The sequence below is a fragment of the Bacillus sp. MYb56 genome (genome assembly GCF_002976445.1).
Classification (GTDB): Bacteria; Bacillota; Bacilli; order Bacillales; family Bacillaceae_G; genus Bacillus_A; species Bacillus_A mycoides.
This window is the reverse complement of the sequence record NZ_PCOH01000001.1, coordinates 42,047-66,783: the sequence shown is the minus strand read 5'-3', so window position 1 is coordinate 66,783 and position 24,737 is coordinate 42,047. Positions and strand designations below refer to the sequence as shown.

The window sequence follows — 24,737 nt, the reverse complement described above, 5'->3', positions numbered from 1 at the left end:
TTTTTGTATAGAAATTACGAAATAAGCATGGATTTGTATGCTCTCATTCAATGCTATCTAAAGCCATAACTTCCTTGCCAATATTCAAAACGATTACGTTTTTGAATATGTGTTCCGGTCTTTCTTGACCAGGTCAATGAATAACTACACATAAACTCCTTATATCTCTAGATAAACTACCGATTAGCTCCATATAGACTCTAGATAACCTATATAGAATACAAGTTATCAAGGAGGTAAGAAAAAATGAACTTTATGAAACGAGCAATTCTCAGTATGAAAAAAAGAGTAGGAACATCATTAATTTTGATGGCAGTTTTCCTAATTGTTACAAATTTAGTGTTGGCAGGATTCACAATCCAAAATGCATCAAAAAAAGCTGCTGATGCAGCAAGAAAAAAACTCGGTGCAGATGTTACTTTAAGTCTTGATTTTGACAAATTAGGTCAACAAGCTAGGGAAACTGGAGAGATGCCTAATCCACCGAAGCTTAATACAAAAGAAGCAGATCAATTAGCGAAGTCAAAGTATGTAAAAGACTATAATTACATAACTAGCACTCTCGGAATTTCTGATGGACTTAAACTAGTAGGAGCTTCAGAAGGAGAAGAAGAAGGAAAAGGTAAGGCGGGAATGGCGGCTGTACGAGGCGGTTCAGGCTCCGGTACAGAAATAGATATGAATTCTTCTTTTATGATTGAGGGAGTTCGCAAAACTGCATTACAAGAAAGCTTTAAGAATGGAAAAAGTAAAATCATTGATGGGAAACCAATTACAGAACAGATGAAAGATCAGAATGTAGCTTTAATGGAAAAACGATTAGCGGAATTAAACAATTTGAAAGTAGGAGACAAAGTTAAAGTGCAATCAGGGGATAAGAAGGAAACCCTCGAGGTTGAAATTATCGGCATTTACGAAACGAATGAGCAAGCAATGGGTCAACAGGCCCCTCCTATAATGGATCCAGCTAATAAACTTTATATGCCGCATTCAACTATGAAAAAATTAGAAATAGATCAAGGTATAAGTAGCATTCAAGTCGTGTATTTCTTGAAAGATCCACAAAACATTGAAGCATTTAAAGAAGAAGCAAAAAAATCTGATATTGATTTTAATTATTATAAATTAGATGCACATGATTCGTTGTACAAACAAATGATTGGGCCTATCGAAAATATCTCATCTACTTCTCAAATGATTATTTATATTGTATCAATTGCAGGTGCGATTATTTTAGGGTTAATCATTATGTTATCGATTAAAGCACGTCGTAAGGAAATGGGGATTCTATTGTCCATTGGAGAGAAAAAGTGGAAACTGATGGCGCAGTTCGTAGTAGAAGTAGTATGTATCGCTATTTTAGCATTTGGATTATCCATAACAACAGGAGCAAAAATTTCTCAATTCATAGGGAATAATTTACTTTCGAGTGAAATTGCTACAGCAGGAGAAGAAACAAACACCTCACAAAATGGAACTGTAATGGTAGCTGGACCTGGTGGAACTGTACAAAATCAAAAAGAGGATCCAATTGATAAAATTAATGTAAGTGTAACAGGCGAAGATGTAGGGAAAATGGGGGGGATTGGACTAGCTATTGCTATATTAGCAACGCTTCTTCCAGCATTATCTATTCTACGCCTGAATCCAAAACAAATTCTTTTAAAAGATGAATAAGGAGGCTCGATATGGAGACGATTTTACAATTTAAAAACTTAGATTATTATTATGAAAGTAACGGAAAAAAAGTAGTGATACTAGAAAATGTTAACTTTTCTTTTCAAAAAGGACATTTCTACACGATTCTAGGACCATCCGGATCTGGTAAAACCACTACTCTTAGCTTAGGTTGTGGGCTAGATATACCTAAAAATGGTTATGTACTATTTAATGGAAAGGATATTCGAAAAATTGGTTTGGATCGGTACCGTAATCAAAATGTATCGGTAATTTTCCAATCTTATAATTTGATTACCTATATGACTGCTCTTCAAAATGTCTTAACAGCAATGGAAATTACAGGTGTTAAAGTGCAAAATAAAACGGCAAGGGCGTTAGAATTATTAGAGAAAGTAGGACTTACAGAAGTAGAAGCGAAACGAAATGTTCTGCAACTAAGTGGCGGGCAACAGCAGCGTGTTGCAATCGCTCGAGCGTTATCTTGTAATGTTGATTTACTGATTGCGGATGAGCCGACAGGAAACCTCGACGAAGAAACGGCAATGGATATAATAGAACTGTTTCAAGAACTTGCACATAAAGAAAATAAATGTATTATTGTTGTGACGCACTCACAGGAAGTTGCTAAAAAATCAGACCGTGCAGTCTATTTAAGTAAGAAGAAGTTGGTAGTAAACGAAATTTAATATAAACACCCTAGTTTTTTAATTCACATAATTTTCGAAATCAGTTTCTTCAAATGTTTATATTTGATATACAATATAACCAAGCCATAATCAAAATGGTCTCCCTGTATTGACTGTTAAGATAGTTTGTTATTCCCTTTTTAACAATTTTTGAAAAAGAACTTGAAGTATATTCTACAGGTTCTTTTTTGTGCTCTTTCAATATCAACGGTCTTCAAATGAAATATGAATTTTAACTAAGTCATTCTTTGGAGTAATTATTTATTCGTTACTTTTAAATTGTCTAACACTATTTTAGTTGCATCTGCAATAAGTTTATCATCGTATTTCGCATCTTCTTTCGCATGATTAGAAAGTATCGCAAGAATAATTGGCTTTTTATTTGGTGGCCAAATGATTGCAATATCATTCCTTGTTCCATAAGACCCAGAGCCGGTCTTATCGGCTACTTCCCATTCTCCTGGAACTCCAGCACGAATTAAGTTGTCCCCCGTAGTATTTCTTTTCATCAAATCTATTAAAAAGTTCCGTTTCTCAATGGAAAGTATATCGCCTAGCGCGTATGCTTGAAGACTAGTAGCTAACGCCTTTGGGGTACTAGTATCACGAGTGTCTCCTGGCTGCACTTCGTTTAATTCTGGTTCAAAACGTTCAGGATTTGTGACAGTATCTCCTATTTCTCTCAGTGATTTTTTGAATTCACTTGGCCCACCTAATTGCTTAAGAATAAGATTTTGTGCAGTATTATCGCTATATCGAAGGGAAGCATCCGCAAGCTCTTTAAGAGTCATACCTGTATCTACATATTTTTCAGTAATTGGATTGTAATTCACAAGATCTTTGCTAGTATACTTAATTCTTTGATCTAAATCTTCTATTGATTTCTTTTGTAACAGTGCTCCAACAGCAAGGGCTTTGTGGGTAGATGCGTATGCAAACCGTTCATCTGAACGATAAGTAACAGTTTGATTCGTACCTGTGTCCAATGCATAAATACCAAGTTTAGCATCATATTCTTTTTCAAGCTTTACAAAAGAATGATTACCTGTATTTTCTTGTTTGGTTTGTTTCGGTGGTTCGGATTGAATATTACTATTGGAACAGCCTATAAGCGTTGCACATGAAAGTAATACTACAGGGAGCATCTTTTTATAATGTGCGATGTGAAAAAACTTCTTTGAAACTAGCATACATTTTCAACCTCTTTCAAGAATATATGGATTTTGTTTAGGTATTTTACATACCGATACAATTAACAAATGTACCAGATAGCACTCATCTTGTGTTTCTTGCATTACAAAATGAGAGAACTACCAAAAGCACCTTTTTTATACGTAATAGACAATCTAAGTAACACATTTGTTCCATTTATGATTAAGGTTTTGAATATATCCATTAATTTTATTTATAAGAATCACAAAATCCACCTTTTCTGCACGCCACTTAATTTAATGTGGATTTAGATTGAGTTTACCTCGTAATGGGAATTTCAATTGGATTGCGTATATATAACAACCTCGTTCCGGACAGAATAAGTAATAACAACTACTGATTTCATTTTAAGTGAGGTGTTATACGATACATACGACAAAGCAAAAAAGACTTGTGGTGCAAAGTATAACTACATTTAGTCTACTAATAACGACTATCTTTACACCCATGCTTATTTACATTGTTTATGGATTACAGATTTCGAAAGGCTTTGAGGGATACTGGCCATCAATCTTGTTTTATACAACTTATATGACGGGTGTGTTTATCTGGATACCTATTGTGAATAAGGCTGGGATTCACCGCTCTTTATATTGGACTGTTTCTATTCTGATAGTATCATTACTTAGTGTTACTTTCTTTGGATGGAGTTCAAGATGGCTAGAAATAAGTGCGTTATTTTCTGGTTTTGCAGTTAGTACAATTTCTACCATGACGAGTACTTTATTGTTTCTACATGTGGAAGGCGGGGGAAAGGTTTATAATAAAAATCAACAAGCGATTATTATTGGTATCGTTTTTCTTTTACTAATAATCGTATTGTTAGCGATTAGTTTTTTATCGCCGCCGCTGATAACATGCATATATGGGATTTGTTTAATCAGTATCCTTTTTGCTATAAAAAAAATGCCGAGAACAGAGTTAGCCAAAGGGCTTTTACCTATCTCCATCGTATCGGTTGTAGGAAAGTTTCTTTTTGTCTCAATGCTTATTCTTTTGATTCGAACAAGTCGTAACATAAATAATGAACAATATATTTTTTATTTTTTTCTACTTTCTATAGCGCTTATTTGTTTCATGTTTTTGAGTTTGTTGAAAGGAAAGTTCTTTCATAAACTTTCATCTTCTTTACCAATCCGCTTAAAGGCAGAATCATTTTTACTTGGATTAGGAAATGGATATTTATTTTTGATGGGTATTTTTTATAGTTTTACTTTCTATAACATGTTAACCTGTATTTTCATTGTAGTTGGACCATACCTATTAGGGATTTTGATGTCCATATTTTTAGATATCAAAGCTGCTAAGAAAGTTAATCTAATCCATTTGTTTTTAGTAAGTACTTTAATCATGATATTCGGGTTTTATTCTCCAATATTTATAGTCCTTAGCGTTACATTTGGGAGCTATGCCATTAATAGTATTTCTTCTCAAAATAATATGAAAGTATATATGGTGAATGCTACACATAGAGAGCTTTCTTTACTCATTTACACAACATGGAGAAATATGGGGAATATATTTTTACAATTTTTTATATTGATTGTGATTGTGGGAGTAGGGGTGTTTTACGATGTCGAATGGTCGCAACTTTTCCAAACAATTGTTGGGAAGGGGCAAATGCAGATTGAAGGGTTATCCGTACAACGATTGATGTTTATGTTAGCAATTTGCTGTTGGCTTGGCATGGTGGGCTTAGGTATGTGGATTGGTAAAAAAGCTAATCCCAATATTGCTTAAAAGGTAACTCGAAAAATATCAATACTAAAACTACAAAAAACAAACAAACTCGTCCTACTAAGAGGGGAGTTTGTTTGTTTTTTGTTTAGATAATGGAATGTTCATGCAAAATTGTACACTATGTTCCATATTTTTTATAGAATATTTTATATCTAGCGTTTCAAGAATTTGTTTAACAATATATAGCCCCAAACCACTTCCTCCAGTATTTCGATTCCTTGATTTTTCAATTCGATAAAATGGTTTGAAAATTTGTTGTATATCCTCTTCTTTAATATTGACACCTGTATTCATAATTTGCATTTTGATTTGACCTTGTTTAGAATCCTCACTTAACTTTATATAGACTTTTTCATTATGTGGTGAATACATAACCGCATTATGGATAATATTTTTACATGCTTTTTCAAAAAGAACACGATCTGTATAAACAGAAAGATCAGAATCAATTTCTTTTATTATTTGGATGCTTTTTTGAGAAGCAAAAAATTCGAGATCTTTTGTGATTGTATCTATTAACTTCGAAAGATTAACTTCTTCTACTTTTAGTTTAAAGGTGTGTTGTTCTAATTTCGACATGCTTAAAATTTCACGAACTAATTGTTCCATACTTTCAATAATTTGATGATTTTTCTTTAAATATTGATCACGATTTTGATAAGGGCCAATATTGTATATCATCCCTTCTAAGTATCCTTTCATTACAGTAAGAGGGGTCTTTAATTCATGTGCTACAATCGCAAAAAACTCTCTGCGTTTTGTTTCTATTTCTCGTTCTTTTTCAATATCATTTTTTAATTGTTGATTTGCTTTTTTTAAATCAAACATAGCTTGTTGTAAGTTAATAGACATGTCATTCAAACTATTAGATAGTTCTCCTAACTCATCTGTAGAGCGAACCTCAATTTTTTCGGAGAAATCTAAATTTGCCATCTTTTGTGCACCCTCATTAATATAAATAAGTGGTTTTGTAATAAACCTGGAATAGAAATAAGCACTCCCTACACCAATTATGAGTACAATGATACTAATATAGGGGAGAAAGCGTACTAAAACCTGTGAAGCTTCATCAATTGGTTGAAATGTAGCAAAGACTATAAGCGTTAAACTACCATCTTGGAATTGAATTGGTTTCGTAACGTTATATGAATTGCTAAGGGTACCTGCATTCTCGAACCGTGTGGCTCTAGTAACTACTGTTGTTTGCGAACCATTTTGAGTAAAAGAAAATGAAGGAGAGTATTTAATTATTCCCTCATTATTTTGAAGATAAAGCATCGCATTATTTTTTTTTGCATATTCATCAAAAAGTGGTATCGCATCTTGAAACGTAAGATCTTTAGATTTATCAATGATTTCTTTTATCCCTGTTTGAAGTTGATCTGTTTTGTATTGCTCATAAAACGTAGGGAGAAAGAAGTATAAAGTTAAATAAATCAATACTGCAAAGGATAACAAAATGAGAGAGGTAGTCATAAAGAGTTTATAAGTAATTTGCTTCATCTTCATGATTTTCACAATACTATTCATCAATTTTATAACCAATACCCTTTATTGTTTTAATATAAGGGATAGCTAACTTTTTACGTAGGTTTTTAATATGTGTATCAATTATTCGTGTTTCTCCAAAATAATCGTACCCCCAAACTTTTTCTACGATATTTTCTCTTGTGAGTACTTTTCTCTCATTTTGAAATAGTAGTTGTAGAATTTCAAACTCTTTTGTCGTTAATAAAATTTCAACGTCATTTACATATACTCTATATGCATCAACATCGATACGCACTTCTTTAAATACCAAATGATTATTTACATTTTTATCATAACTTCTTCTAAGTACAGCTTCGACTCGTCTAATCAAAACATGAAACGAAAAGGGTTTTGTTATATAATCATCGATTCCAAGATCGAACCCTTTCATTTGATCTTCCTCTTCTTCCAATGCAGTTAGCATAATAATTGGTACGTTTGACTGACTTCGAATCATCTTGGATACTTCAAATCCATTAAGATTGGGCATCATTACATCTAGAAGAATTAAATCAAAGGATTGCTTATTAAATTGTGTCATACCCTCTAATCCATCTGATGCGACTACCACTGTATACTGTTGTGTCATTAAAAATTGTTTAATTAATTCCTGAATTTCTTGATCGTCCTCAACCACGAGGATATGATAGTTTTTCATAATATCACCTCTGGTAGTCATTATAGCCTTACTATCTGGAGTTTATGTGGAGATAAATTAGGAGATTCCACAAGGCGATTATTGTGTTAGCTCCACGTTCAATAAAATGAACGATTAATATTTAAGTGAAACTAATGTATAATAATGTAAAATGGGTGTAATTTCTTGAATTGTATGAAAATATACTTTTACTTCTTTACCAAGAGGAGAAAAGGAAATGAATTTCAATATAAAAGAAGCTTTGGAGTTTTTTTATCTAGTTTATCCGGCGAATGGCTACATTGTAATGAAGAGGAAGGAACTTGAAATACATTCGAAGTAGTTGAGCGTTTAATTGATCTGGAGAGAAACAACTGGATTCTAAGGCTAGAATTAATTCTCCTGGAAGGTAAAAATAAATCCTTTACTCTGTTTGATCGTTATTCTCACATAAATAACAACTCTCTTGGTAAACCAAAAGTTTAAAGGTACGAACTAGGGATTATTTATATAATGCGAGAAAGGTTGTGAAATTATTTGAGGGGTTATAAAGCGATGCTATTTGATTTAGATGATACGTTACTTGATAGGGATAAGGCAGTAGATAACTTGTTTTTATTAGTTTTAGAGAAGTGTTATGAGGATGTTAGTGATACAGTCAAAAACAATATGTTACAGAAATTCAAAGAATATGATAAAAGAGAATATGGCATTAGTGATAAAACAATAGTTTTAGAATCATTATTTGATGAATTCGCGCCGAAATATAGATTGCCACGCAATTATATCCAAGATTTTTGGAATGAAAACTTGCCTAAATGTTTTTCAATTGACCAAAATACTATTCTTTTCTTAAATCATATAAAGAGGCACTTTAAAGTTGGAATTATTACAAATGGCTCAACTCAGAGGCAAAAAGCTAAAATAATGGATACGGGTTTAAATGAGTATTTTGATACGATTATTATTTCTGAAGAAGTGGGATTTAGTAAACCTGATAAACGTATATTCGAACTAGCATTAAATAAGCTAAATGTACAATCAGAAGATGTACTATTTGTTGGAGATGACTTAGAAAAGGATATTGCCGGTTGTCAAAATGCAAATATAAAGGGCATATGGTTCAATCCTAATGTGATTAAGAATAATACCGACACTAAACCATATGCCGAGATTACTTCTTTTGATAATTTATTAAGTTATTGTGGAGAGATAAATTTTCAAAAATAGTAAAAAGATAGATTACCCTTAATTTCATTGACCGTATGAGAAGTTTTAAAACAATATTTATTTACGAGGATATAAAGGATATTGGGCCAGGGGCAAATCATTTATGTGTGTTAATGAAGAGCTACACAGCGTGTTTAATATATACTTTATAAATTATAGAGGGGTGAGACTATGGAAATAAAGAAAGTAGTAATTGGCGGAATAAATATTGCCGTCGTCAGAAACGATACAGTATTAATATCCGACGTTCAATCTGCATTAGATCTCATGGCAACAGTTCAATATGAAGTGGATTCAAAGCGGATTGCTATCAATAAATCATTAATAAGTGAAAGCTTCTTTGACTTAAAAACACGGCTTGCGGGTGATATTCTTCAAAAGTTTATAAACTACAGAGTAAAGATTGCTATTATTGGAGATTTCTCTATGTATACGAGTAAAAGCTTAAAGGATTTTATTTATGAATGTAATAAAGGTAAGGATATTTTTTTATTAGCAACTGAGCAACAAGCAATTGAAAAATTAAGCTCATTGAAATAAAGATATAAAATGTAATTCGAAAGAGGCATCCGTGAAGGTGCCTCTTATTTGTATTTTTATATAAATATGTTTTTCAAATTTAAATTTTGTACCGGTACAGTAACTGCAAATGTACATTGTTACTATATCCCTTCAAATTTACAATCAGCATATATTATTTTAATTTATAACTTATTAAGGGGTGCTGAATATGACAAAGTTACAAGATCAACTCTTTACAAGATTAAACCTTGAAAAACGTACTGAAATAAAATTTGAAGAATTAAGTACAATACTCTTTGCATTTGCCCACACAATCCCGTTTGAGAATTTAAATGTAATAGCAAGTAATGCGAATACAATTTCTATGAAAAACTTACAAGAGAAAATTTTAACTAGTTCTCGAGGTGGGCTTTGTTATGAATTAAATACTCTTTTTTACTATTTTTTAAAAGATAGTGGTTATGATGTACAACTCGCACTAGGTACCGTATATAAAAATGATATAAACGATTGGGCACTTGAAGATGGGCATATAACAATTATTTTAAATTACGAAAACGTAAGGTACTTAATTGATGTAGGTATTGCTTCATTAGTACCTCTTGTACCAGTACCGTTTACTGGCGAACTTGTTTCTTCTAAAAACGGTTCGTATCGAGTAAGACAAAAAGATACGAGTAAAGGAAACTATGTTCTAGAAAGAATAGATGTTGATGGAGAATGGAAAGTTTGTCATGCTTTTTATAAACATATTATTGATGAGACAGTAGTAAACGATGTTCAAAGAAGAGTGATAAAAGATGAGAAATCTATTTTCAATAAAGGACCCATTGCAGTAAAATTGACGAACTTTGGCCATGTCTCATTAACGAATACTAGTTTAACTGAAATTATTTATGGAGAAAAAACGAAGCATGAAATTACAGAAAATAAATATAAAGAGCTTTTATATACTTTATTTGCTATTGAGTTGTGAATATAAAAATAGCCGGTTCTTATTCAGAATCGGCTATTTTTATTATTTTTGGTTTAAATGGTTTTCGTCTAATATGTTTCGGAAACTGCGGTATAGGAAACGTTTTTAACGTTTCCTCAGCTTTTTCATATGTATGAAAGACTGGCTCTTTTCCATTATCTCCTTGCAAAACTAGCCCTTCATCCCGGATTACATACGGCATAAAACCACTCCTTATAGTAAAAAATTATGGTCTATTGAAACAGAATGATACGATTTCAAGTTTAATTTTCTTAATAGATATAATACACTAGAACAGTATAAAGAAGTATATAAAATGAATATTGGATGCAAAGGAAGATTATAATGTCAGTTATTGATAAATTGAAACTAAATAAGTATACAAATATGGTCGTAATTAACGAACCAAGTGATTATGACATTTTCACAGGTAAAGAAACCTCATTTTCAAAAGAACATGATGCTATTTTTATTTTTGTTGAAACACTTGATGAAATGGTGAAACAAACGAATTTTATTATTAGTAATGAAGAATTACTAATTGAAAAAGGTTACGTGTTTTTCGCATATCCGAAAAAAGGTAATGCTCGTTACAGTACGTTTATTCACCGTGATGAGATGTTTCCGGCATTAAACGTTGGAGATGATGGATATGTGGGGGAAAGCGAAATTAAATTTGCGCGAATGGTAAGTATGGATGATGTCTTTACAGTTGTAGGTTTAAAACGTGAAAAGAAAAAAGCGAAGAAAACACCTGCAGTGAGTCAATGTGTTGCTGATTATGCAGACCGTATTCAAGATGTTGAAGCATTATTGGCTAATCATCCAGCTGAACTTAAGTTTTATCAAAGTTTAACTCCTGGTTATCAAAAAGATTGGGCACGTAATTTATTTTCTGTGAAACAAGAAAAAACACGCGATAAACGTCTTGAGAAAATGATTGAAATCCTTTCACAAGGCTATAAAACAATTGAATTATTCCGTAAGAAGAAAAAATAATGATTAGGAACGTCACAATGATGCAACAATTAATTACGTTGAGCACATTGAAAAAAGGATTCCTTTCAGTATACTAAAGTATGTTCTTATATTTAAATAATTAGCAAAAGAGAAAAGGTGTTTGAAATGAAATCGTATATTGTAGTTGGATCTGGAATTTTAGGGGCATCTACTGCCTATCATCTTGCTAAGGCTGGTGCGAAGGTTACTATTGTAGATCGTCAAGATTTAGGTCAAGCAACTGATGCAGCAGCAGGTATTGTCTGTCCGTGGCTGTCGCAACGTCGTAATAAAGCATGGTATAAAATCGTTAAAGGCGGTGCACGTTACTATTCTTCGTTAATTCAGCAATTAGAAGAAGACGGTGAAACGGATACAGGTTACAACCGTGTAGGTGCAATTAGTTTACATACTGATGAGAAAAAACTAGATCAAATGGAAGAGCGAGCGTATAAACGCCGTGAAGATGCACCGGAGATTGGTGAAATCACTCGCTTATCAGCTGAAGAAACGAAAAAGTTATTCCCAGCATTATCGGAAGAATATAGTTCTGTTCATATTAGTGGCGCTGCACGAGTAAATGGAAGATTATTACGCAACGCATTAATAAGCGCTGCGAAAAAACATGGTGCAACTTTCATTAAAGGTGATGCAGTATTAGTCCGTGAAGGGAATCATATTACGGGAGTTAAAGTAAATGACGAAACAATTGTAGCGGAAAAGGTAATGGTAACTGCAGGCGCATGGGCGAACGAAATCTTGAATCCATTAGGAATTAATTTCTTAGTTACGTTCCAAAAAGGACAAATTGTTCATTTGCAAATGGAAAATACAGCAACAGAAAATATGCCAGTTGTTATGCCGCCGAACGATCAATATATTTTAACATTTGACAATGGCCATGTTGTAATTGGTGCAACGCATGAGAATGATACTGGTTTCGATCACCGTGTAACAGCTGGTGGTTTACATGAAGTATTCCATAAAGCGTTAACAGTAGCGCCTGGTTTAGAAGATGGTACAATGCTTGAAACTAGAGTTGGCTTCAGGCCATTTACGCCAGGATTCTTACCTGTTATTGGCCCACTCCCTAATTTTGAAGGCATACTCATTGCAAACGGATTAGGTGCTTCAGGATTAACAGCAGGTCCATACTTAGGATCAGAACTTGCGAAACTTGCGTTAGGGCAACCGATTGAATTAGATTTAAATGATTATGATGTTGCTGGGGCAATGGAATAGTAATAAACAAAAAGATTAGGAGTGATTTCCTAATCTTTTTGTTATGTTATTTGGGCGTAACTAAGTATTTTGAGAGGTAGGAGTTCTTTTAAACAAGTGGGATCACCACATCGCTATCAAGCTAAAAAAATAAATAATATCCACAAAACGAAAATTTTTTGCCCTTTATAGCAACGAAGTACATTTTTATCGTTTGAGGTATTAGAGAAGAAAGATTGATTCGTTCAATATAGAGGCGAAAATACATATCAGAAATATAAACAATAGCCTCAAAAACTGGAGGCTATTCAATTTCACAATCTATTATGATTAATTACAATAGATAAGCTCTTTAAAGTCTATCCCATCGCTGCATTCGTAAAATGATGAATAACATCAAAACCCTCAACTTGATGGATATTAGCGAACCGTTCCACAAATGAAATTATAGCGATAGACGGGATCCCAATTAAAGTTTTTTAAACCTAATTGGACTTACCATTAAGAGAGCGAGGATTAATGTAATCCATGCATTGCTATATGAAAACAATCCCATACCGGCCAATGGTAATCCAGCAGCTGGAATAGGTAATCCCTTAAAATATCCAATGGTTGGTTTTACACTAAATTTAGCTAATCTTAAAGCACCCATCGTTGGGAAAAGGATAAATGCCAAAGAAGTTAAAATAGAAGGTGTTGCTATCGAATGAAATAAAAGTGCAGGAGCAACTCCGAAACTAACAATATCAGCTAAGGAATCCAATTGTACACCAAACTCACTGTTCACTTTTAATTTCCTCGCAATTCTTCCATCAAGGAGATCTAAAACAGCTGAAAAGAAAATGAAAATGGAGGCTACTTCCAAATAGTCACTCATATTCATGGTAATTGAAAAAACACCGCACAATAAATTTCCAATCGTAAATAAATTGGGTACAGCTTTTACTATTTGATTGAACAAGGTTGTCCCCCCTAAGTTGATCAAACTTCACGTTTATGTAGCATTTTCTATATATTCTTCCGTTATTCTTGAAAAAATATGACCACTGTATGCTAAGTAAATTTCGACAAGAGAAAAGTCGATTTCCTGTACGTTATGTTGGTTTATAAACATGTTTGATCAAAGATAAGTCTATTACTGCTAATTTACCTAATATAAAAACCCCGTTTTTGAAAAAAAGAGTTATCAAAATAGGCTTTAAACATATTTTATAGAATCACTTTTTATAAAATATGTTTGATTATTTTCGGTGCATCATATCTTCATATAGTCATAAAATTAATCTGTAGTCGAAAATACGTAAAGAGCTGCTAGAATGAATTACTGAGAATACGAAGAATAAAGGAGAGAAGCGGGGTAAAAACTAAAAAAATTAGACAAAGAAAATGGAGAGATGAACTAAATGTTAAAGATCATCAAACATTTAAAACCATTTATTGCTTCTATCATTGCAGTTGTATGTCTTTTAACTGTACAGGCAGTATGCGATCTATCACTGCCAGACTACATGTCTAACATTGTCAATGTAGGGATTCAACAAAAAGGTGTAGAAAATGCAGTACCTGAGGTTATTCGTAAAAGTGAAATGGATAAACTTACGCTCTTTATGAATGAAAATGAGAAGAAAAAAGTTGCTGACAACTATGTGCTTTTAGATAAGAACAACCTCTCTCAAAGTGAACTAAAAAATGACTTAAAAGATTATCCGCAGCTTGATAAAGAGCCACTTTATAAGTTACATACAGAAGATAAAAAAATAATTAACGAACTTAACGATATCTTTGGGAAACCAATGTTAATTACACAAGGAATTGAAAAAGGTGGCTCATCTGCTTTCTCTCCTGCTGCGACAGGTGACAACAACACACCAGCGAAACTTCCGCCAAATACAGATCCTTTTGCAATCATTGCGAAACTTCCTCAAGATCAAATCAATGCAATGAAAGAAAAGGCAGATGAAAAGTTTAAGAATATGCCAGGCAGCATGGTAACACAATCAGCTGTTTCATACATTGAGAATGAGTATAAGAAAATCGGTATCAATACTGATAAACTTCAATCTAATTTTATCCTTACTTCCGGCGGGAAAATGCTGCTTTTATCCTTAGTAAGTATGGCAGCTACCGTTATCGTGAGTTTACTTGCTGCAAAAGTAGCTGCAGGACTCGGCAGAGACCTTAGAAAGAAAGTATTCCGGAAAGTTACAAACTTCTCGAATGCAGAGTTTGATAAGTTTTCCACTGCATCTCTAATCACAAGAAGTACAAATGATATCCAACAAGTTCAAACACTTATGGTTATGATGCTTCGCATTGTATTCTATGCACCAATTTTAGGTATCGGCGGCATTATTAAAGTACTTACTACAGACCTTTCAATGGGATGGATTATCGCAGTTGCGGTAATTGCGATTTTAAGCCTAGTCATTGGTTTATTTAGCATCGCGATTCCTAAGTTTAAGCGTATCCAAAAGTTAGTAGATAAAATTAACTTAATCACTCGTGAATCTTTAACCGGTATGCTCGTTATTCGTGCTTTTAATACTCAAAAACATGAAGAAAAGAAATTTGAAAAAGGAAATCAAGATTTAACAAAAACAAATTTATTTGTAAGCCGTTTAATGTCATTTATGATGCCAATGATGATGTTTATCATGAATGCCGTTACTGTACTTATTATTTGGGTTGGATCACACCAAGTGGATATGGGACATATGCAAGTTGGTGATTTGATGGCATTTATGCAATATACAATGCAAATCATCATGGCCTTCTTAATGATTTCAATGGTATCTATTATGGTTCCACGTGCTTCAGTTTCCGCACAACGTATCGCAGAAGTTTTAGATACTGACATTACCATTAGTGATGTACAAGAGCCGAAAACATTTGCTTCAGACAAGAAAGGTTACGTTGAATTTAAAAATGTTGGCTTTAGATACCCAGGTGCAGAAGAAGATGTGCTTTCCAATATCACCTTTACTGCAAAACCTGGTGAAACGACAGCTTTCATCGGAAGTACAGGTAGTGGTAAATCAACATTAATCAACTTAATTCCACGCTTTTACGATGTCACAAGCGGCCAAATATTAATAGATGGCACGGATATTAGAGAAGTATCTCAGAAGGAATTAAGAGAGAAAATTGGTTATGTACCGCAAAAAGGAGTTCTCTTCTCAGGTACAATCGAGAGTAATTTGAAATACGGTAAAAAAGAAGCAACTGAAGAAGAACTCGAAAAAGCGGCGGAAATCGCGCAAGCTATGGAGTTTATTAACGCGAAGCCTGAAAGCTTCCGCACAGAAATATCACAAGGTGGTACGAACGTTTCCGGTGGTCAAAAACAAAGACTTTCTATTGCGCGTGCTCTTACGAAAAAATCGGAAATCTTCATATTCGATGATAGTTTCTCAGCTCTTGACTTTAAGACAGACGCAGCATTGCGCAGAGCTTTAAACAATGAGATTACAGGAAGTACTATTTTACTTATTGCCCAAAGAATCAGTACAATCATGAATGCCGATAAGATTATTGTACTTGACGAAGGAAAAATAATTGGAACTGGTACTCATGAAGAGCTTATGGAAAACTGTGAAGTTTATAAGCAAATTGCTTTATCACAACTTTCAAGAGAGGAGTTGTCATCATGAGTGATAGAAAAATAGAAAATAGAAAACAAAGCGGCCCTGGTCCTGGCGGTGGCGGTCCTATGGGCGGCGGCATGAGAAAGATTGAGAAAGCAAAAAACTTCAAAGGAACGATGAATAAACTCCTTCAATACTTGAAGCCCTATAAATTATCAATCTTAATCGTTATCCTTTTCGCAATCGGCAGTGCAGCCTTTACAATCGTTGGTCCAAAAATTTTAGGAAACGCGACAACAAAACTTTTCGAAGGACTCGTAAGCAAAGTATCAGGAGCACCCGGTGCGGCCATTGACTTTACCTATATCGGAAACATTGTCATTTTACTCCTTGGATTATATATACTGAGCACTGTGTTTGGTATTATCCAGGGGTACATTATTTCTGGAGTAGCTCAAAAAGTATCTTATAACTTCAGAAAAGAAATCGATGAAAAAATTAACCGTATGCCGCTGAAATACTTTGATAAAACAACGCACGGCGAAGTATTATCGAGAATTACAAATGACGTAGATACGGTGAGCCAAACTTTAAACCAAAGTATGTCGCAAATCATCACATCCGTTATTACAATCATCGGTGTACTTATCATGATGTTATCAATCAGCTGGCAAATGACATTAGTGGCGCTTTTAATATTGCCAGTATCCATGATTCTCATCATGGCAGTCGTAAAACGATCACAAAAATACTTCAAATCCCAGCAAGAATATTTAGGACACGTAAACGGTCAGGTCGAAGAAATTTATAGTGGTCACAATATCGTAAAAGCCTTCAACAAAGAAGAAGAAGAAGTGAAAAAATTCGAAAAGGTAAATGATACCCTTTACCATTCCGCATGGAAATCTCAATTTTTATCTGGAATGATGATGCCGATTATGACATTTATCGGTAATATCGGTTACGTCGCTGTATCTATTTTAGGTGGATGGCTTGCGGTAAAGAGAACCATCGCAGTTGGAGACATTTTAGCCTTTGTGCAATATGTTAGAAGCTTTACGCAACCAATCGCTCAAGTAGCACAAATCGCGAACGTACTTCAATCTACTGCAGCTGCTGCAGAAAGAGTCTTCGAATTTTTAGAAGAAGAAGAGGAAGTGCCAGAAGCAGAAAATCCAGTGAAGCTGCAAAAAGTTCAAGGAGAAGTTACCTTCCAAGATGTTCAATTTGGATACAATCCAGATAAGATCATCATCAATGATTTCTCATCTAACATTAAACCTGGACAAAAGGTAGCAATCGTCGGACCAACCGGAGCTGGTAAAACAACGATTGTAAAACTGTTAATGCGTTTCTATGACATAAACAGCGGTGCAATATGTATCGACGGTCACGATATAAAAGACTTCACGCGAGAAGACCTGCGCAACATGTTTGGTATGGTACTTCAAGACACTTGGCTATTTAACGGCTCCATCATGGAAAATATACGTTACGGTAGACTCGATGCTACAGACGAAGAAGTAATTGAAGCAGCGAAAGCAGCTCACGTTCACAACTTCGTAAAAACATTACCAAATAAATATCAAATGGAACTAAACGAAGAAGCAAGCAACGTATCCCAAGGACAAAAGCAACTACTAACAATTGCACGTGCCCTTATAGCGGATCCGAAAATATTAATACTCGATGAAGCAACAAGCTCCATTGACACTCGTACAGAAGTACTGATTCAAAAAGCGATGGAAAACCTTATGGAAGGTAGAACAAGCTTCATTATCGCTCATAGATTATCAACAATACGTGATGCAGATTTAATCCTTGTCATGAAAGACGGAGATATTGTAGAACAAGGTAATCATGAAGAGTTATTGAAAGCTGATGGTTTCTATGCTTCGCTTTATAATAGTCAGTTTGAAGGTGCGGATGCTTCTTGAGTTAGTAGGTGAAAGTCCATTTAAATAACTAAACCCACGAAGAAAATGCATTTTCTTCGTGGGTTTTTATTATTTTTAAGGTTCTGTTACAAAGTTTTTAAAAGTAAGCTAGACTTTTGCAAAACAGAGTGAGGAGCATGATAAATGGGATGTTTTAAAGGGAAACAATTTAAAAAGAACATTAGAAGATTAATTAATACATTCTTGTAATGTTTTAGTGTTTCTCCTCCTTCTCTTGTTTTATGAATATCTCCAAAGATAAGGAGCATTTCTTCCCGATTAATTGTTGCACAACGGATAACCGGTTTAATTAAAGGGAATTATCAAAAAGGGTACTATAAAATAGAACAAGCCAAAGAAATAGATAAGGAGTGAGCAAGCGATGGACAACATGATTAATACGGGCAGCTTTGGTTTACAAAGGGGACCTGATCCAAAAACGGTTGGCCAGTATTTGTTCGATTGCCTGAAACTCGAGGGCATTACCGAAATTTTTGGTGTCGCAGGGGACTATAATTTTACACTTCTTGATACTTTGGAGTGTTATAACGGCATCCGTTTTATAGAAGGACGAAATGAACTAAACTCGGGCTACGCTGCAGATGGCTATGCAAGAATCAAAGGAATATCGGCTCTTATTACGACATTTGGGGTCGGGGAGCTCAGTGCATGCAATGCGATAGCGGGAGCCAACAGCGAGCATGTGCCAATTATACACATTGTGGGTGCGCCTCCTGAGAAGGATCAAAAAGAGCATAAGCTTATGCATCACACCTTAATGGATGGGAATTTTGACGTTTTTCGCAAGGTGTATGAGCAGATTACGGCATATACCGCGGTGCTTACGCCGGAAAATGCCAAGATTGAAATTCAGACTGCGATTCGCATTGCTAAGGAAAAGAAAAAGCCGGTATACCTGGTTGTGGCTAATGATTTAGTGACCAAGCCGATTAAAGTCTGGGCAGAACCGGTACCACCACGTCCAACATCCAATCCGAATACCCTTCAGGCTGCAGTGAATCATGTCCGTCCGCTTTTGGAACGTTCCCACCGACCAGTTATCTTGGTGGATGTGAAAACGATGCGATTCGGCCTTCAGACAGCGACTCGGCAGCTAGCCGATGCAATGAATGTACCTGTTGTAACGATGATGTACGGGAAGGGAGGATTCGACGAGAACCATCCAAATTATATCGGAATGTATCAAGGCTCTTTCGGGAGGACTGAAGTCCAAAGTACGGTAGAGAATGCAGATTGTATCATTGCGATTGGCATGGTATGGGCGGACACAAACACCGCAAGTTTTACCGCAAAGCTGAATCCGCTGATAACTGTCAATATTCAACCGGATATAGTTAAAATCGCTGAGGCGGAATATCCGAATGTTCTTGCAGCCGACATGCTACTTGCCGTTCAGAAGGTGAATTATAAGGGCAAAGGTTTGACAAAAAAATTGTCATTCCCTTATGAGCAATTCACAACTACTGCCGACGGACCTCTAATGGCTGACGGCTATTATCCGCGTTTTCAGCGCATGCTGAAAGAGGAGGATATTGTAATCGCCGAGACCGGAACGCTTTATTACGGAATGGGAGAGATAAGACTGCCGGGCAATGTAACATATATTGGACAAGGTGGATGGCAGTCCATCGGTTACGCAATCCCTTCGGCGTTTGGTGCTATTATGGCCGCGCCGGAACGCCGAGTATTGGTGTTTACAGGTGACGGTGCCCTGCAGCTAACGGTACAGGAAATCAGTTCTATGCTCTATTACGGCTGCAAGCCCATAATCTTTGTCTTGAACAACGATGGTTATACAATTGAGAAATATTTAAATGTCAAAACAGAGGATCAAAAGTACAACCAAATCCCTCGATGGTCTTACACCAAGCTGGCCGAAGCTTTTGGAGGTAACGCGTTTACCGTTACGGTCCGGACCTATGGAGAGCTTGATCAGGCTATAATCCATGCTGAAAAGGAAAGCGCCGAAAGACTCTGTATAATTGAAATGATCGCAGGGAATCGAATGGACGCACCTGAATATATGCGACGGATGCGTAGTTATATGGAGAAGCAGGAAAAGCAGCGCAGTCAGAAATAGTATCCAATTCTCTAGTCCCTAATTGGATACTAATTGAACAGTTCCAATCATATTCTTTTAATAAAACGCAATTAAAGGGGTGTAAAGTGAGTTGACAAAAGTTAAGGTTAGTTTACGGCCCATTGCAAGTAAGTTCAATTTACCTACTGTTTTGAAAACAACTATACTACCAGGTGACTCAATTGAAAGGTTATTTATTGCAACCCAGGTAGGAGAAATCTTTTACATAGGAGACGGAGTTATAAGGACTTTTTTAGATATTCGCCCGCGAATTATCAAATTAGGCACGTTTGAAGAAGGTGTCTCTAGTAGCGGTTATGATGAACGCGGATTGCTAGGACTAGCGTTTCATCCACAATTTTATCAAAACGGTTTATTTTACCTTCATTATTCAGTAGCTGGCACTCAAGGTCCGGGTGCCCTTTCTGAACCTTTTAAACCTAATCCGTGTGATCCGAAAACTTTAAACTTAAAGTGGGTAAATAGAGATACTCAATATGATCATATTGATACGGTTGAGGAATGGATTTTACAATCACATAGTCAACCTCAAAAACGACGGACATTACTTAACATAAGAAGGCCCTTTTTTAATCATAACGGAGTCAATAGTTTAAACTTTTCACCTGAGAGTGGAAAACTTGTTTTTACAAATGGAGATGGTGGATCGGGTTATGATCCATTTAATTTAAGCCAGGATGATTTAGAAATAGCGGGTAAAATAATTGAAATTGATGTAAGTAAAAATACATTCATAAATAACCCTCCAGTAGTTACACGCTTTAATGAGTTTCCTTTATCTATACAAGAAACACTTACAGTAATTGCGAAAGGAGTTCGGAATATAACAGGTATTTCATTTCAAAGGTTTTATAATCAGTATATCAAATATGCTGGAAATGTCGGGCAGGATATTGTAGAGTCTGTTTTTTCGTTTGTTCATTATAAACCCATACCGGTTACCGAACTTGTTCAAACGCATTTAATGAGATCCACTCCCAATCAAGATGGATTTATTAATTTTGGTTGGCGAGGATGGGAAGGAGAATTTCCTACTTCTTTTATAAGGCACTGTTCTGAAAACCCTACTTTGGATGAGAGAACAATGGCTTATTATAATGAAACAATAGAAACATCAGCGAGGCGCATACAGCCCCTAATTAGTTATTTTCATAAAGATTCCAGAGCAGATAAGTTTGGAGGAACCTCACTTACAGGAGTACAACCATATATGGGAACTACAATTCCTAGTTTAACTGGTAGTATCGTGTTTACTGATCTTGCTAAGAAAGAAGAATTTCAATCTCCAGTAAAGGGAGTGTTAGCTTTTACTAGAGCAGCTCTAGACGGGAAACGTAATGATTTTCATGTTATTGAAACCACTTATGATTTTGGGACTCAAGCAGCTTATTATGTTAGTTTAGGAACAAACTTAGATCAAACTAGATTATATTTAGGAGTTTATGGTTCTATGAAAGTAACTGAATTTAACAAAGGTACTATTTTTGAAATTGTTCCATGATACGGTATAAACTCTTAGTCTAAAAATATATGGAATTCATACTTTTTCAAACGCACGACTTAGCGCCTCTTAAAAAACCTTCTATGGATAAACATCTATTGTATAGTGATTCCTAACAAGCAGAAAGTAAAACATAACCAATAAGTATTTGAATAAAAATAGAAAGTGGTGAATTAAGTCTCTTTAGGGGGGAATTTGATGAATCGCTTTAGAAGCTATTGGTATCAATGGATGATAGAGCAGGATGCGAATTTTGTTCATAAAAGAAAGGTGACGCCTGCAAGTAGGTTAGTCATTACAGCATTACTCGGTTCATTTGCTGCTATTTTTCAATCTGCGGGGAACTTAATCCCTGGAATTGGGTTATTTATTAGTCCTTTCGCGACGCTACCGATTTTTCTGGCTATTTGTTATTCTATTCGTGAGGGAGTACTTTCTTATATTCTTACTATTTTCCTACTATTCATTATTGAGCCAAGTGAACTAATTGTCTTTCCCTTTACTACAGGCTTATTAGGTATAGCGTTAGGAGTATCCTTTTTACAATTCAAGAGGAGGATTTGGGTAATTTCCTTTTCAGCGATATGTCTACTTATAGGAATTATGATCATTCTCGATATCTTCCGTTTTCCTGTACTTGGTCCTAGTATTCATACGACTATGGATATAAAAGTTATTACATTAATATTTATACTGAGTTTTTTATACTGCTGGATCTATGCAGAGTTGTGTAGAATAATAATGAATAGAGTATATAAAGTATGGTCTTAGCAATTGCATAAAATCTTTTTGAACAAATACACTTTCTCATATATTTTTAAAAATTGGAGATGTAAGCCATGTATAACATTGAAATTAGAAGGCCGAATTCGAATGATTTAGATGAATTACATTTGTTTTTTCGTCTTGTTATTACTAATACATTTAAAAACGAAGGGTTATCACATCTATTAGATGACATAGAAAATGAAATTAACTCGAAAAAGAAATATTTAAAAAATGATTTTGATAGTAATGGAGAAAATCGTTACTTTTTATTAGCGATAGATACAAGTAACGATAAAATCATTGGAACGATTGAAATCGGTCCAGCAAGTGCATTGATTAATAGTTGTACAGACGGTGTACTTAAGGATTTGTATGAAATAGGAACTGTATTAATACTTCCGGAGTATCAAAGAAAAGGTATAGGGAGTTTACTACTAAATACAATGTATCTTACATTACTTAGCAGAGGAATAACCGAATGCTGTTTAGATAGTGGATACAAAAAAGCACAAAGTATATGGACAAAAAAGTTTGGAAAACCTAGTTATGTGCTGAAGGATTATTGGGGCGAATCAAACGATCATATGATTTGGAAAAAAAGTTTACATGATATACCTATAATATTTGAATTATAAAATGAAATATCTCTCTTAACATAGCTTTTCTTACATACTTATGCTATTATTTATCTTTATAATAAAAGAGGACGTGAATGAACTTGATTAAAATTAATATTCCTGAAGCTGATGTTTCCATTACTGAACGTAACCAAGTTATTAAAGGAGACGAGCCATTAATTACTCCAATTAACGGTTTTATCGATTTCCACTTGTTCCCTAGAGATAAAGGCGGCATTTTTATGTTTTACAATATTAATGACGAACTTCTTTTCGTAGGTAAAGCTCGTAAAATTAGACAACGTATTAAAAAGCATTTTGAAGATAATGTTTCACCAATCAAAAATAATCGTGATGAAGTATACCGTATCGATGCATGTATCGTAGAAGATCCAACTGAAAGAGAAATTTACGAAACATACATCATTAATAAGTACAAAGCGAAATATAACGTTGATAAAGTGTTTTATAAATAAACAACATTAGCGAAATGAAACAATCCTAGTACATACACTAGGATTGTTTTTATTTATATAGCTTTGTAATTTTTGTCCGTTATGATTTTCCTCGCATTTGTTCCTCCTTATAAGGGAATAGATTATTTAATCGGCATAATTTTTTCGTATTTTAAAGTAATGAGCGGCAATTAAACAAAGTACCCCTATAAATAACATAATAATTCCAAAAGTTTTATGCTTTCCTTCGAAGAAAGGTATGTCTGTAATTACATTTGTCATACATAAGCCTAAGAACACAAGAATTGGTCCAATCCAAAGTAATATGTTTCCTAATTTTGTATGTTTCTCCATGTAAACCCTCCTTTTTTACATATATATCCATCTTTATCGCAATCCATAACTTCTAAATAAAGGTTAAAGTAAATCCCCAAGAGAAATATATTTTCTTTCATAACAAAAATTAAAGCATCATATATTGGTACAAGCAAATGAGAAAGGAGATCATCATGAATTGGCTAGAAGCTTTTATTTTAGGAATTATTCAAGGGCTGACAGAGTTTTTACCTATAAGCAGTACAGGTCACCTATATTTAGGGCGACATATTTTTCAGTTAGATGAGGCAGGTTTGTTTTTGGATACGATGCTGCATATAGGGACGTTACTTGCGGTGTTTATTTATTATAGAAAAGAATTTATTTATTTAATAAAAAATCCATTTTCAAAGCTTATGCTATTACTTATTGTCGGGACGATACCTGCGGTTGTAATCGGCTTATTATTTAAAGACTTTTTTGAAGATATTTCAAAAACAGGTATAACAATAGGTTGGGAGTTTTTAGTGACGGGTTTATTTCTTTATATGACCGATAAACAAAAGAACGGTCGTAAAAAAATGAATGATATTACATATAAAGATGCATTCATAATTGGTTCATTTCAAGCAGTAGCTATATTTCCAGCAATTTCCCGTTCTGGAATGACAATTGTCGCTGCATTATGGAGAAAGTTAGACCGTGAAACAGCGGCGTACTTTTCCTTTTTATTATCAACACCAGCTATTGTCGGAGCTATCATCTTGCAATTTGCAGATGTTTTTCAAGGGAAAGCTGAATCTATTTCTAGTACATCATTAATTGTCGGAACATTATCAGCAGCGTTCTTTGGTTACATAGCAGTTTCATGGATGATCCAATATTTAAAACGTCATTCTTTAAAAGTATTCGCGTATTACGTATGGGGATTAGGTATTTTAATTTTAATGTTGCAATTCACACAGGTGTTTTAAATATAATTATCAAGGAATTATTAGTTAAGAT

The 24,737-nt window shown here is 34.5% G+C and carries 22 protein-coding genes; 16 read left to right on the top strand and 6 right to left on the bottom strand.

What is annotated here, in order from left to right:
• Positions 1-246: 246 nt before the first annotated feature.
• Together CQ058_RS00360 and CQ058_RS00355 are read left to right on the top strand one after the other, a co-directional pair.
• Complete coding sequence (locus tag CQ058_RS00360; protein ID WP_002032327.1) at positions 247-1,677, top strand: ABC transporter permease; 1,431 nt, start codon at positions 247-249, stop codon at positions 1,675-1,677.
• Positions 1,678-1,688: 11 nt separating this feature from the next.
• Positions 1,689-2,366, top strand: a complete 678-nt coding sequence (locus CQ058_RS00355) for an ABC transporter ATP-binding protein (protein WP_002189713.1) — start codon at positions 1,689-1,691, stop codon at positions 2,364-2,366.
• Between the two features lie 257 nt (positions 2,367-2,623).
• Here CQ058_RS00355 and bla read toward each other — a convergent pair whose 3' ends face one another.
• Positions 2,624-3,556, bottom strand: a complete 933-nt coding sequence (gene bla / locus CQ058_RS00350) for a class A beta-lactamase (protein WP_002192881.1) — start codon at positions 3,554-3,556, stop codon at positions 2,624-2,626.
• A gap of 469 nt (positions 3,557-4,025) precedes the next feature.
• Here bla and CQ058_RS00345 point away from each other — a divergent pair, with 469 nt between their 5' ends.
• Complete coding sequence (locus CQ058_RS00345) at positions 4,026-5,318, top strand: hypothetical protein (RefSeq protein ID WP_002189715.1); 1,293 nt, start codon at positions 4,026-4,028, stop codon at positions 5,316-5,318.
• A 57-nt stretch (positions 5,319-5,375) separates the two neighbouring features.
• Here CQ058_RS00345 and CQ058_RS00340 read toward each other — a convergent pair whose 3' ends face one another.
• Entirely contained in the window at positions 5,376-6,848 is a 1,473-nt protein-coding gene (locus tag CQ058_RS00340; RefSeq protein WP_002189716.1) for a sensor histidine kinase, read from the bottom strand.
• Positions 6,841-7,506, bottom strand: a complete 666-nt coding sequence (locus CQ058_RS00335; RefSeq protein WP_000800741.1) for a response regulator transcription factor — start codon at positions 7,504-7,506, stop codon at positions 6,841-6,843. The genes CQ058_RS00340 and CQ058_RS00335 overlap by 8 nt, the downstream gene beginning before the upstream one ends.
• 534 nt (positions 7,507-8,040) lie before the next feature.
• On the opposite strand from CQ058_RS00335, the gene CQ058_RS00330 reads away from it, so the two are divergent.
• The 3 genes from CQ058_RS00330 (at position 8,041) to CQ058_RS00320 (ending at position 10,213) form a co-directional block, all read left to right on the top strand.
• Entirely contained in the window at positions 8,041-8,715 is a 675-nt protein-coding gene (locus CQ058_RS00330) for an HAD family hydrolase (protein WP_002189717.1), read from the top strand.
• A gap of 171 nt (positions 8,716-8,886) precedes the next feature.
• The gene (locus CQ058_RS00325; RefSeq protein ID WP_002141909.1) at positions 8,887-9,255 is read left to right on the top strand and encodes a DUF4180 domain-containing protein; all 369 of its coding nucleotides are present in this window, start codon (positions 8,887-8,889) and stop codon (positions 9,253-9,255) included.
• 190 nt (positions 9,256-9,445) lie between these two features.
• A complete protein-coding gene (locus tag CQ058_RS00320) occupies positions 9,446-10,213 on the top strand; it encodes an arylamine N-acetyltransferase family protein (RefSeq protein ID WP_105589366.1) in 768 nt (255 codons plus the stop codon).
• A 19-nt stretch (positions 10,214-10,232) separates the two neighbouring features.
• Here the strand turns inward: CQ058_RS00320 and CQ058_RS00315 are convergent, their stop codons facing one another.
• On the bottom strand, positions 10,233-10,415 hold the full coding sequence (locus CQ058_RS00315; protein WP_002189718.1) for a hypothetical protein: 183 nt from the start codon (positions 10,413-10,415) through the stop codon (positions 10,233-10,235).
• Positions 10,416-10,558: 143 nt separating this feature from the next.
• Here CQ058_RS00315 and CQ058_RS00310 point away from each other — a divergent pair, with 143 nt between their 5' ends.
• Together CQ058_RS00310 and CQ058_RS00305 are read left to right on the top strand one after the other, a co-directional pair.
• The gene (locus CQ058_RS00310) at positions 10,559-11,212 is read left to right on the top strand and encodes a YdeI/OmpD-associated family protein (protein ID WP_002189719.1); all 654 of its coding nucleotides are present in this window, start codon (positions 10,559-10,561) and stop codon (positions 11,210-11,212) included.
• Between the two features lie 126 nt (positions 11,213-11,338).
• The gene (locus CQ058_RS00305) at positions 11,339-12,454 is read left to right on the top strand and encodes an NAD(P)/FAD-dependent oxidoreductase (protein WP_002085346.1); all 1,116 of its coding nucleotides are present in this window, start codon (positions 11,339-11,341) and stop codon (positions 12,452-12,454) included.
• Positions 12,455-12,902: 448 nt separating this feature from the next.
• Here CQ058_RS00305 and pssA read toward each other — a convergent pair whose 3' ends face one another.
• The gene (gene pssA, locus CQ058_RS00300; RefSeq protein ID WP_002085344.1) at positions 12,903-13,394 is read right to left on the bottom strand and encodes a CDP-diacylglycerol--serine O-phosphatidyltransferase; all 492 of its coding nucleotides are present in this window, start codon (positions 13,392-13,394) and stop codon (positions 12,903-12,905) included.
• A gap of 442 nt (positions 13,395-13,836) precedes the next feature.
• On the opposite strand from pssA, the gene CQ058_RS00295 reads away from it, so the two are divergent.
• The 7 genes from CQ058_RS00295 (at position 13,837) to CQ058_RS00260 (ending at position 23,438) form a co-directional block, all read left to right on the top strand.
• The gene (locus CQ058_RS00295) at positions 13,837-16,083 is read left to right on the top strand and encodes an ABC transporter ATP-binding protein (protein ID WP_105589364.1); all 2,247 of its coding nucleotides are present in this window, start codon (positions 13,837-13,839) and stop codon (positions 16,081-16,083) included.
• On the top strand, positions 16,080-17,954 hold the full coding sequence (locus CQ058_RS00290) for an ABC transporter ATP-binding protein (protein WP_002189721.1): 1,875 nt from the start codon (positions 16,080-16,082) through the stop codon (positions 17,952-17,954). The genes CQ058_RS00295 and CQ058_RS00290 overlap by 4 nt, the downstream gene beginning before the upstream one ends.
• Positions 17,955-18,336: 382 nt before the next feature.
• Positions 18,337-20,055: an alpha-keto acid decarboxylase family protein gene (locus CQ058_RS00280; RefSeq protein WP_002189722.1), complete on the top strand. Its 1,719-nt coding sequence runs from the start codon at positions 18,337-18,339 to the stop codon at positions 20,053-20,055.
• Between the two features lie 91 nt (positions 20,056-20,146).
• Positions 20,147-21,577 (top strand): PQQ-dependent sugar dehydrogenase, encoded by a 1,431-nt coding sequence (locus CQ058_RS00275; protein ID WP_002189723.1) that lies wholly within the window; start codon positions 20,147-20,149, stop codon positions 21,575-21,577.
• 198 nt (positions 21,578-21,775) lie between these two features.
• Entirely contained in the window at positions 21,776-22,348 is a 573-nt protein-coding gene (locus CQ058_RS00270) for a YybS family protein (RefSeq protein ID WP_002189725.1), read from the top strand.
• 68 nt (positions 22,349-22,416) lie between these two features.
• On the top strand, positions 22,417-22,980 hold the full coding sequence (locus tag CQ058_RS00265) for a GNAT family N-acetyltransferase (RefSeq protein ID WP_002189726.1): 564 nt from the start codon (positions 22,417-22,419) through the stop codon (positions 22,978-22,980).
• A 77-nt stretch (positions 22,981-23,057) separates the two neighbouring features.
• Positions 23,058-23,438 (top strand): nucleotide excision repair endonuclease, encoded by a 381-nt coding sequence (locus tag CQ058_RS00260; RefSeq protein ID WP_002013261.1) that lies wholly within the window; start codon positions 23,058-23,060, stop codon positions 23,436-23,438.
• Positions 23,439-23,564: 126 nt separating this feature from the next.
• On the opposite strand, the gene CQ058_RS00255 is transcribed toward CQ058_RS00260, so the two are convergent.
• Positions 23,565-23,771 carry a hypothetical protein gene (locus CQ058_RS00255; protein WP_002032353.1) on the bottom strand — a complete coding sequence of 69 codons (207 nt, stop codon included), beginning with the start codon at positions 23,769-23,771 and terminating at the stop codon, positions 23,565-23,567.
• A gap of 155 nt (positions 23,772-23,926) precedes the next feature.
• Here CQ058_RS00255 and CQ058_RS00250 point away from each other — a divergent pair, with 155 nt between their 5' ends.
• Entirely contained in the window at positions 23,927-24,706 is a 780-nt protein-coding gene (locus tag CQ058_RS00250; RefSeq protein WP_002189727.1) for an undecaprenyl-diphosphate phosphatase, read from the top strand.
• The last annotated feature ends 31 nt before the right edge of the window (positions 24,707-24,737 follow it).

What these genes read in the sequence shown, in the direction of transcription:
- CQ058_RS00360 (WP_002032327.1), top strand. Translation starts at nt 247, where the DNA reads ATGAACTTTATGAAACGAGCAATTCTCAGTATGAAAAAAAGAGTAGGA.
- CQ058_RS00355 (WP_002189713.1), top strand. Translation starts at nt 1,689, where the DNA reads ATGGAGACGATTTTACAATTTAAAAACTTAGATTATTATTATGAAAGT.
- bla (WP_002192881.1), bottom strand. Translation starts at nt 3,556, where the DNA reads ATGCTAGTTTCAAAGAAGTTTTTTCACATCGCACATTATAAAAAGATG.
- CQ058_RS00345 (WP_002189715.1), top strand. Translation starts at nt 4,026, where the DNA reads ATGCTTATTTACATTGTTTATGGATTACAGATTTCGAAAGGCTTTGAG.
- CQ058_RS00340 (WP_002189716.1), bottom strand. Translation starts at nt 6,848, where the DNA reads ATGAATAGTATTGTGAAAATCATGAAGATGAAGCAAATTACTTATAAA.
- CQ058_RS00335 (WP_000800741.1), bottom strand. Translation starts at nt 7,506, where the DNA reads ATGAAAAACTATCATATCCTCGTGGTTGAGGACGATCAAGAAATTCAG.
- CQ058_RS00330 (WP_002189717.1), top strand. Translation starts at nt 8,041, where the DNA reads ATGCTATTTGATTTAGATGATACGTTACTTGATAGGGATAAGGCAGTA.
- CQ058_RS00325 (WP_002141909.1), top strand. Translation starts at nt 8,887, where the DNA reads ATGGAAATAAAGAAAGTAGTAATTGGCGGAATAAATATTGCCGTCGTC.
- CQ058_RS00320 (WP_105589366.1), top strand. Translation starts at nt 9,446, where the DNA reads ATGACAAAGTTACAAGATCAACTCTTTACAAGATTAAACCTTGAAAAA.
- CQ058_RS00315 (WP_002189718.1), bottom strand. Translation starts at nt 10,415, where the DNA reads ATGCCGTATGTAATCCGGGATGAAGGGCTAGTTTTGCAAGGAGATAAT.
- CQ058_RS00310 (WP_002189719.1), top strand. Translation starts at nt 10,559, where the DNA reads ATGTCAGTTATTGATAAATTGAAACTAAATAAGTATACAAATATGGTC.
- CQ058_RS00305 (WP_002085346.1), top strand. Translation starts at nt 11,339, where the DNA reads ATGAAATCGTATATTGTAGTTGGATCTGGAATTTTAGGGGCATCTACT.
- CQ058_RS00295 (WP_105589364.1), top strand. Translation starts at nt 13,837, where the DNA reads ATGTTAAAGATCATCAAACATTTAAAACCATTTATTGCTTCTATCATT.
- CQ058_RS00290 (WP_002189721.1), top strand. Translation starts at nt 16,080, where the DNA reads ATGAGTGATAGAAAAATAGAAAATAGAAAACAAAGCGGCCCTGGTCCT.
- CQ058_RS00280 (WP_002189722.1), top strand. Translation starts at nt 18,337, where the DNA reads ATGGACAACATGATTAATACGGGCAGCTTTGGTTTACAAAGGGGACCT.
- CQ058_RS00270 (WP_002189725.1), top strand. Translation starts at nt 21,776, where the DNA reads ATGAATCGCTTTAGAAGCTATTGGTATCAATGGATGATAGAGCAGGAT.
- CQ058_RS00265 (WP_002189726.1), top strand. Translation starts at nt 22,417, where the DNA reads ATGTATAACATTGAAATTAGAAGGCCGAATTCGAATGATTTAGATGAA.
- CQ058_RS00260 (WP_002013261.1), top strand. Translation starts at nt 23,058, where the DNA reads ATGAACTTGATTAAAATTAATATTCCTGAAGCTGATGTTTCCATTACT.
- CQ058_RS00255 (WP_002032353.1), bottom strand. Translation starts at nt 23,771, where the DNA reads ATGGAGAAACATACAAAATTAGGAAACATATTACTTTGGATTGGACCA.
- CQ058_RS00250 (WP_002189727.1), top strand. Translation starts at nt 23,927, where the DNA reads ATGAATTGGCTAGAAGCTTTTATTTTAGGAATTATTCAAGGGCTGACA.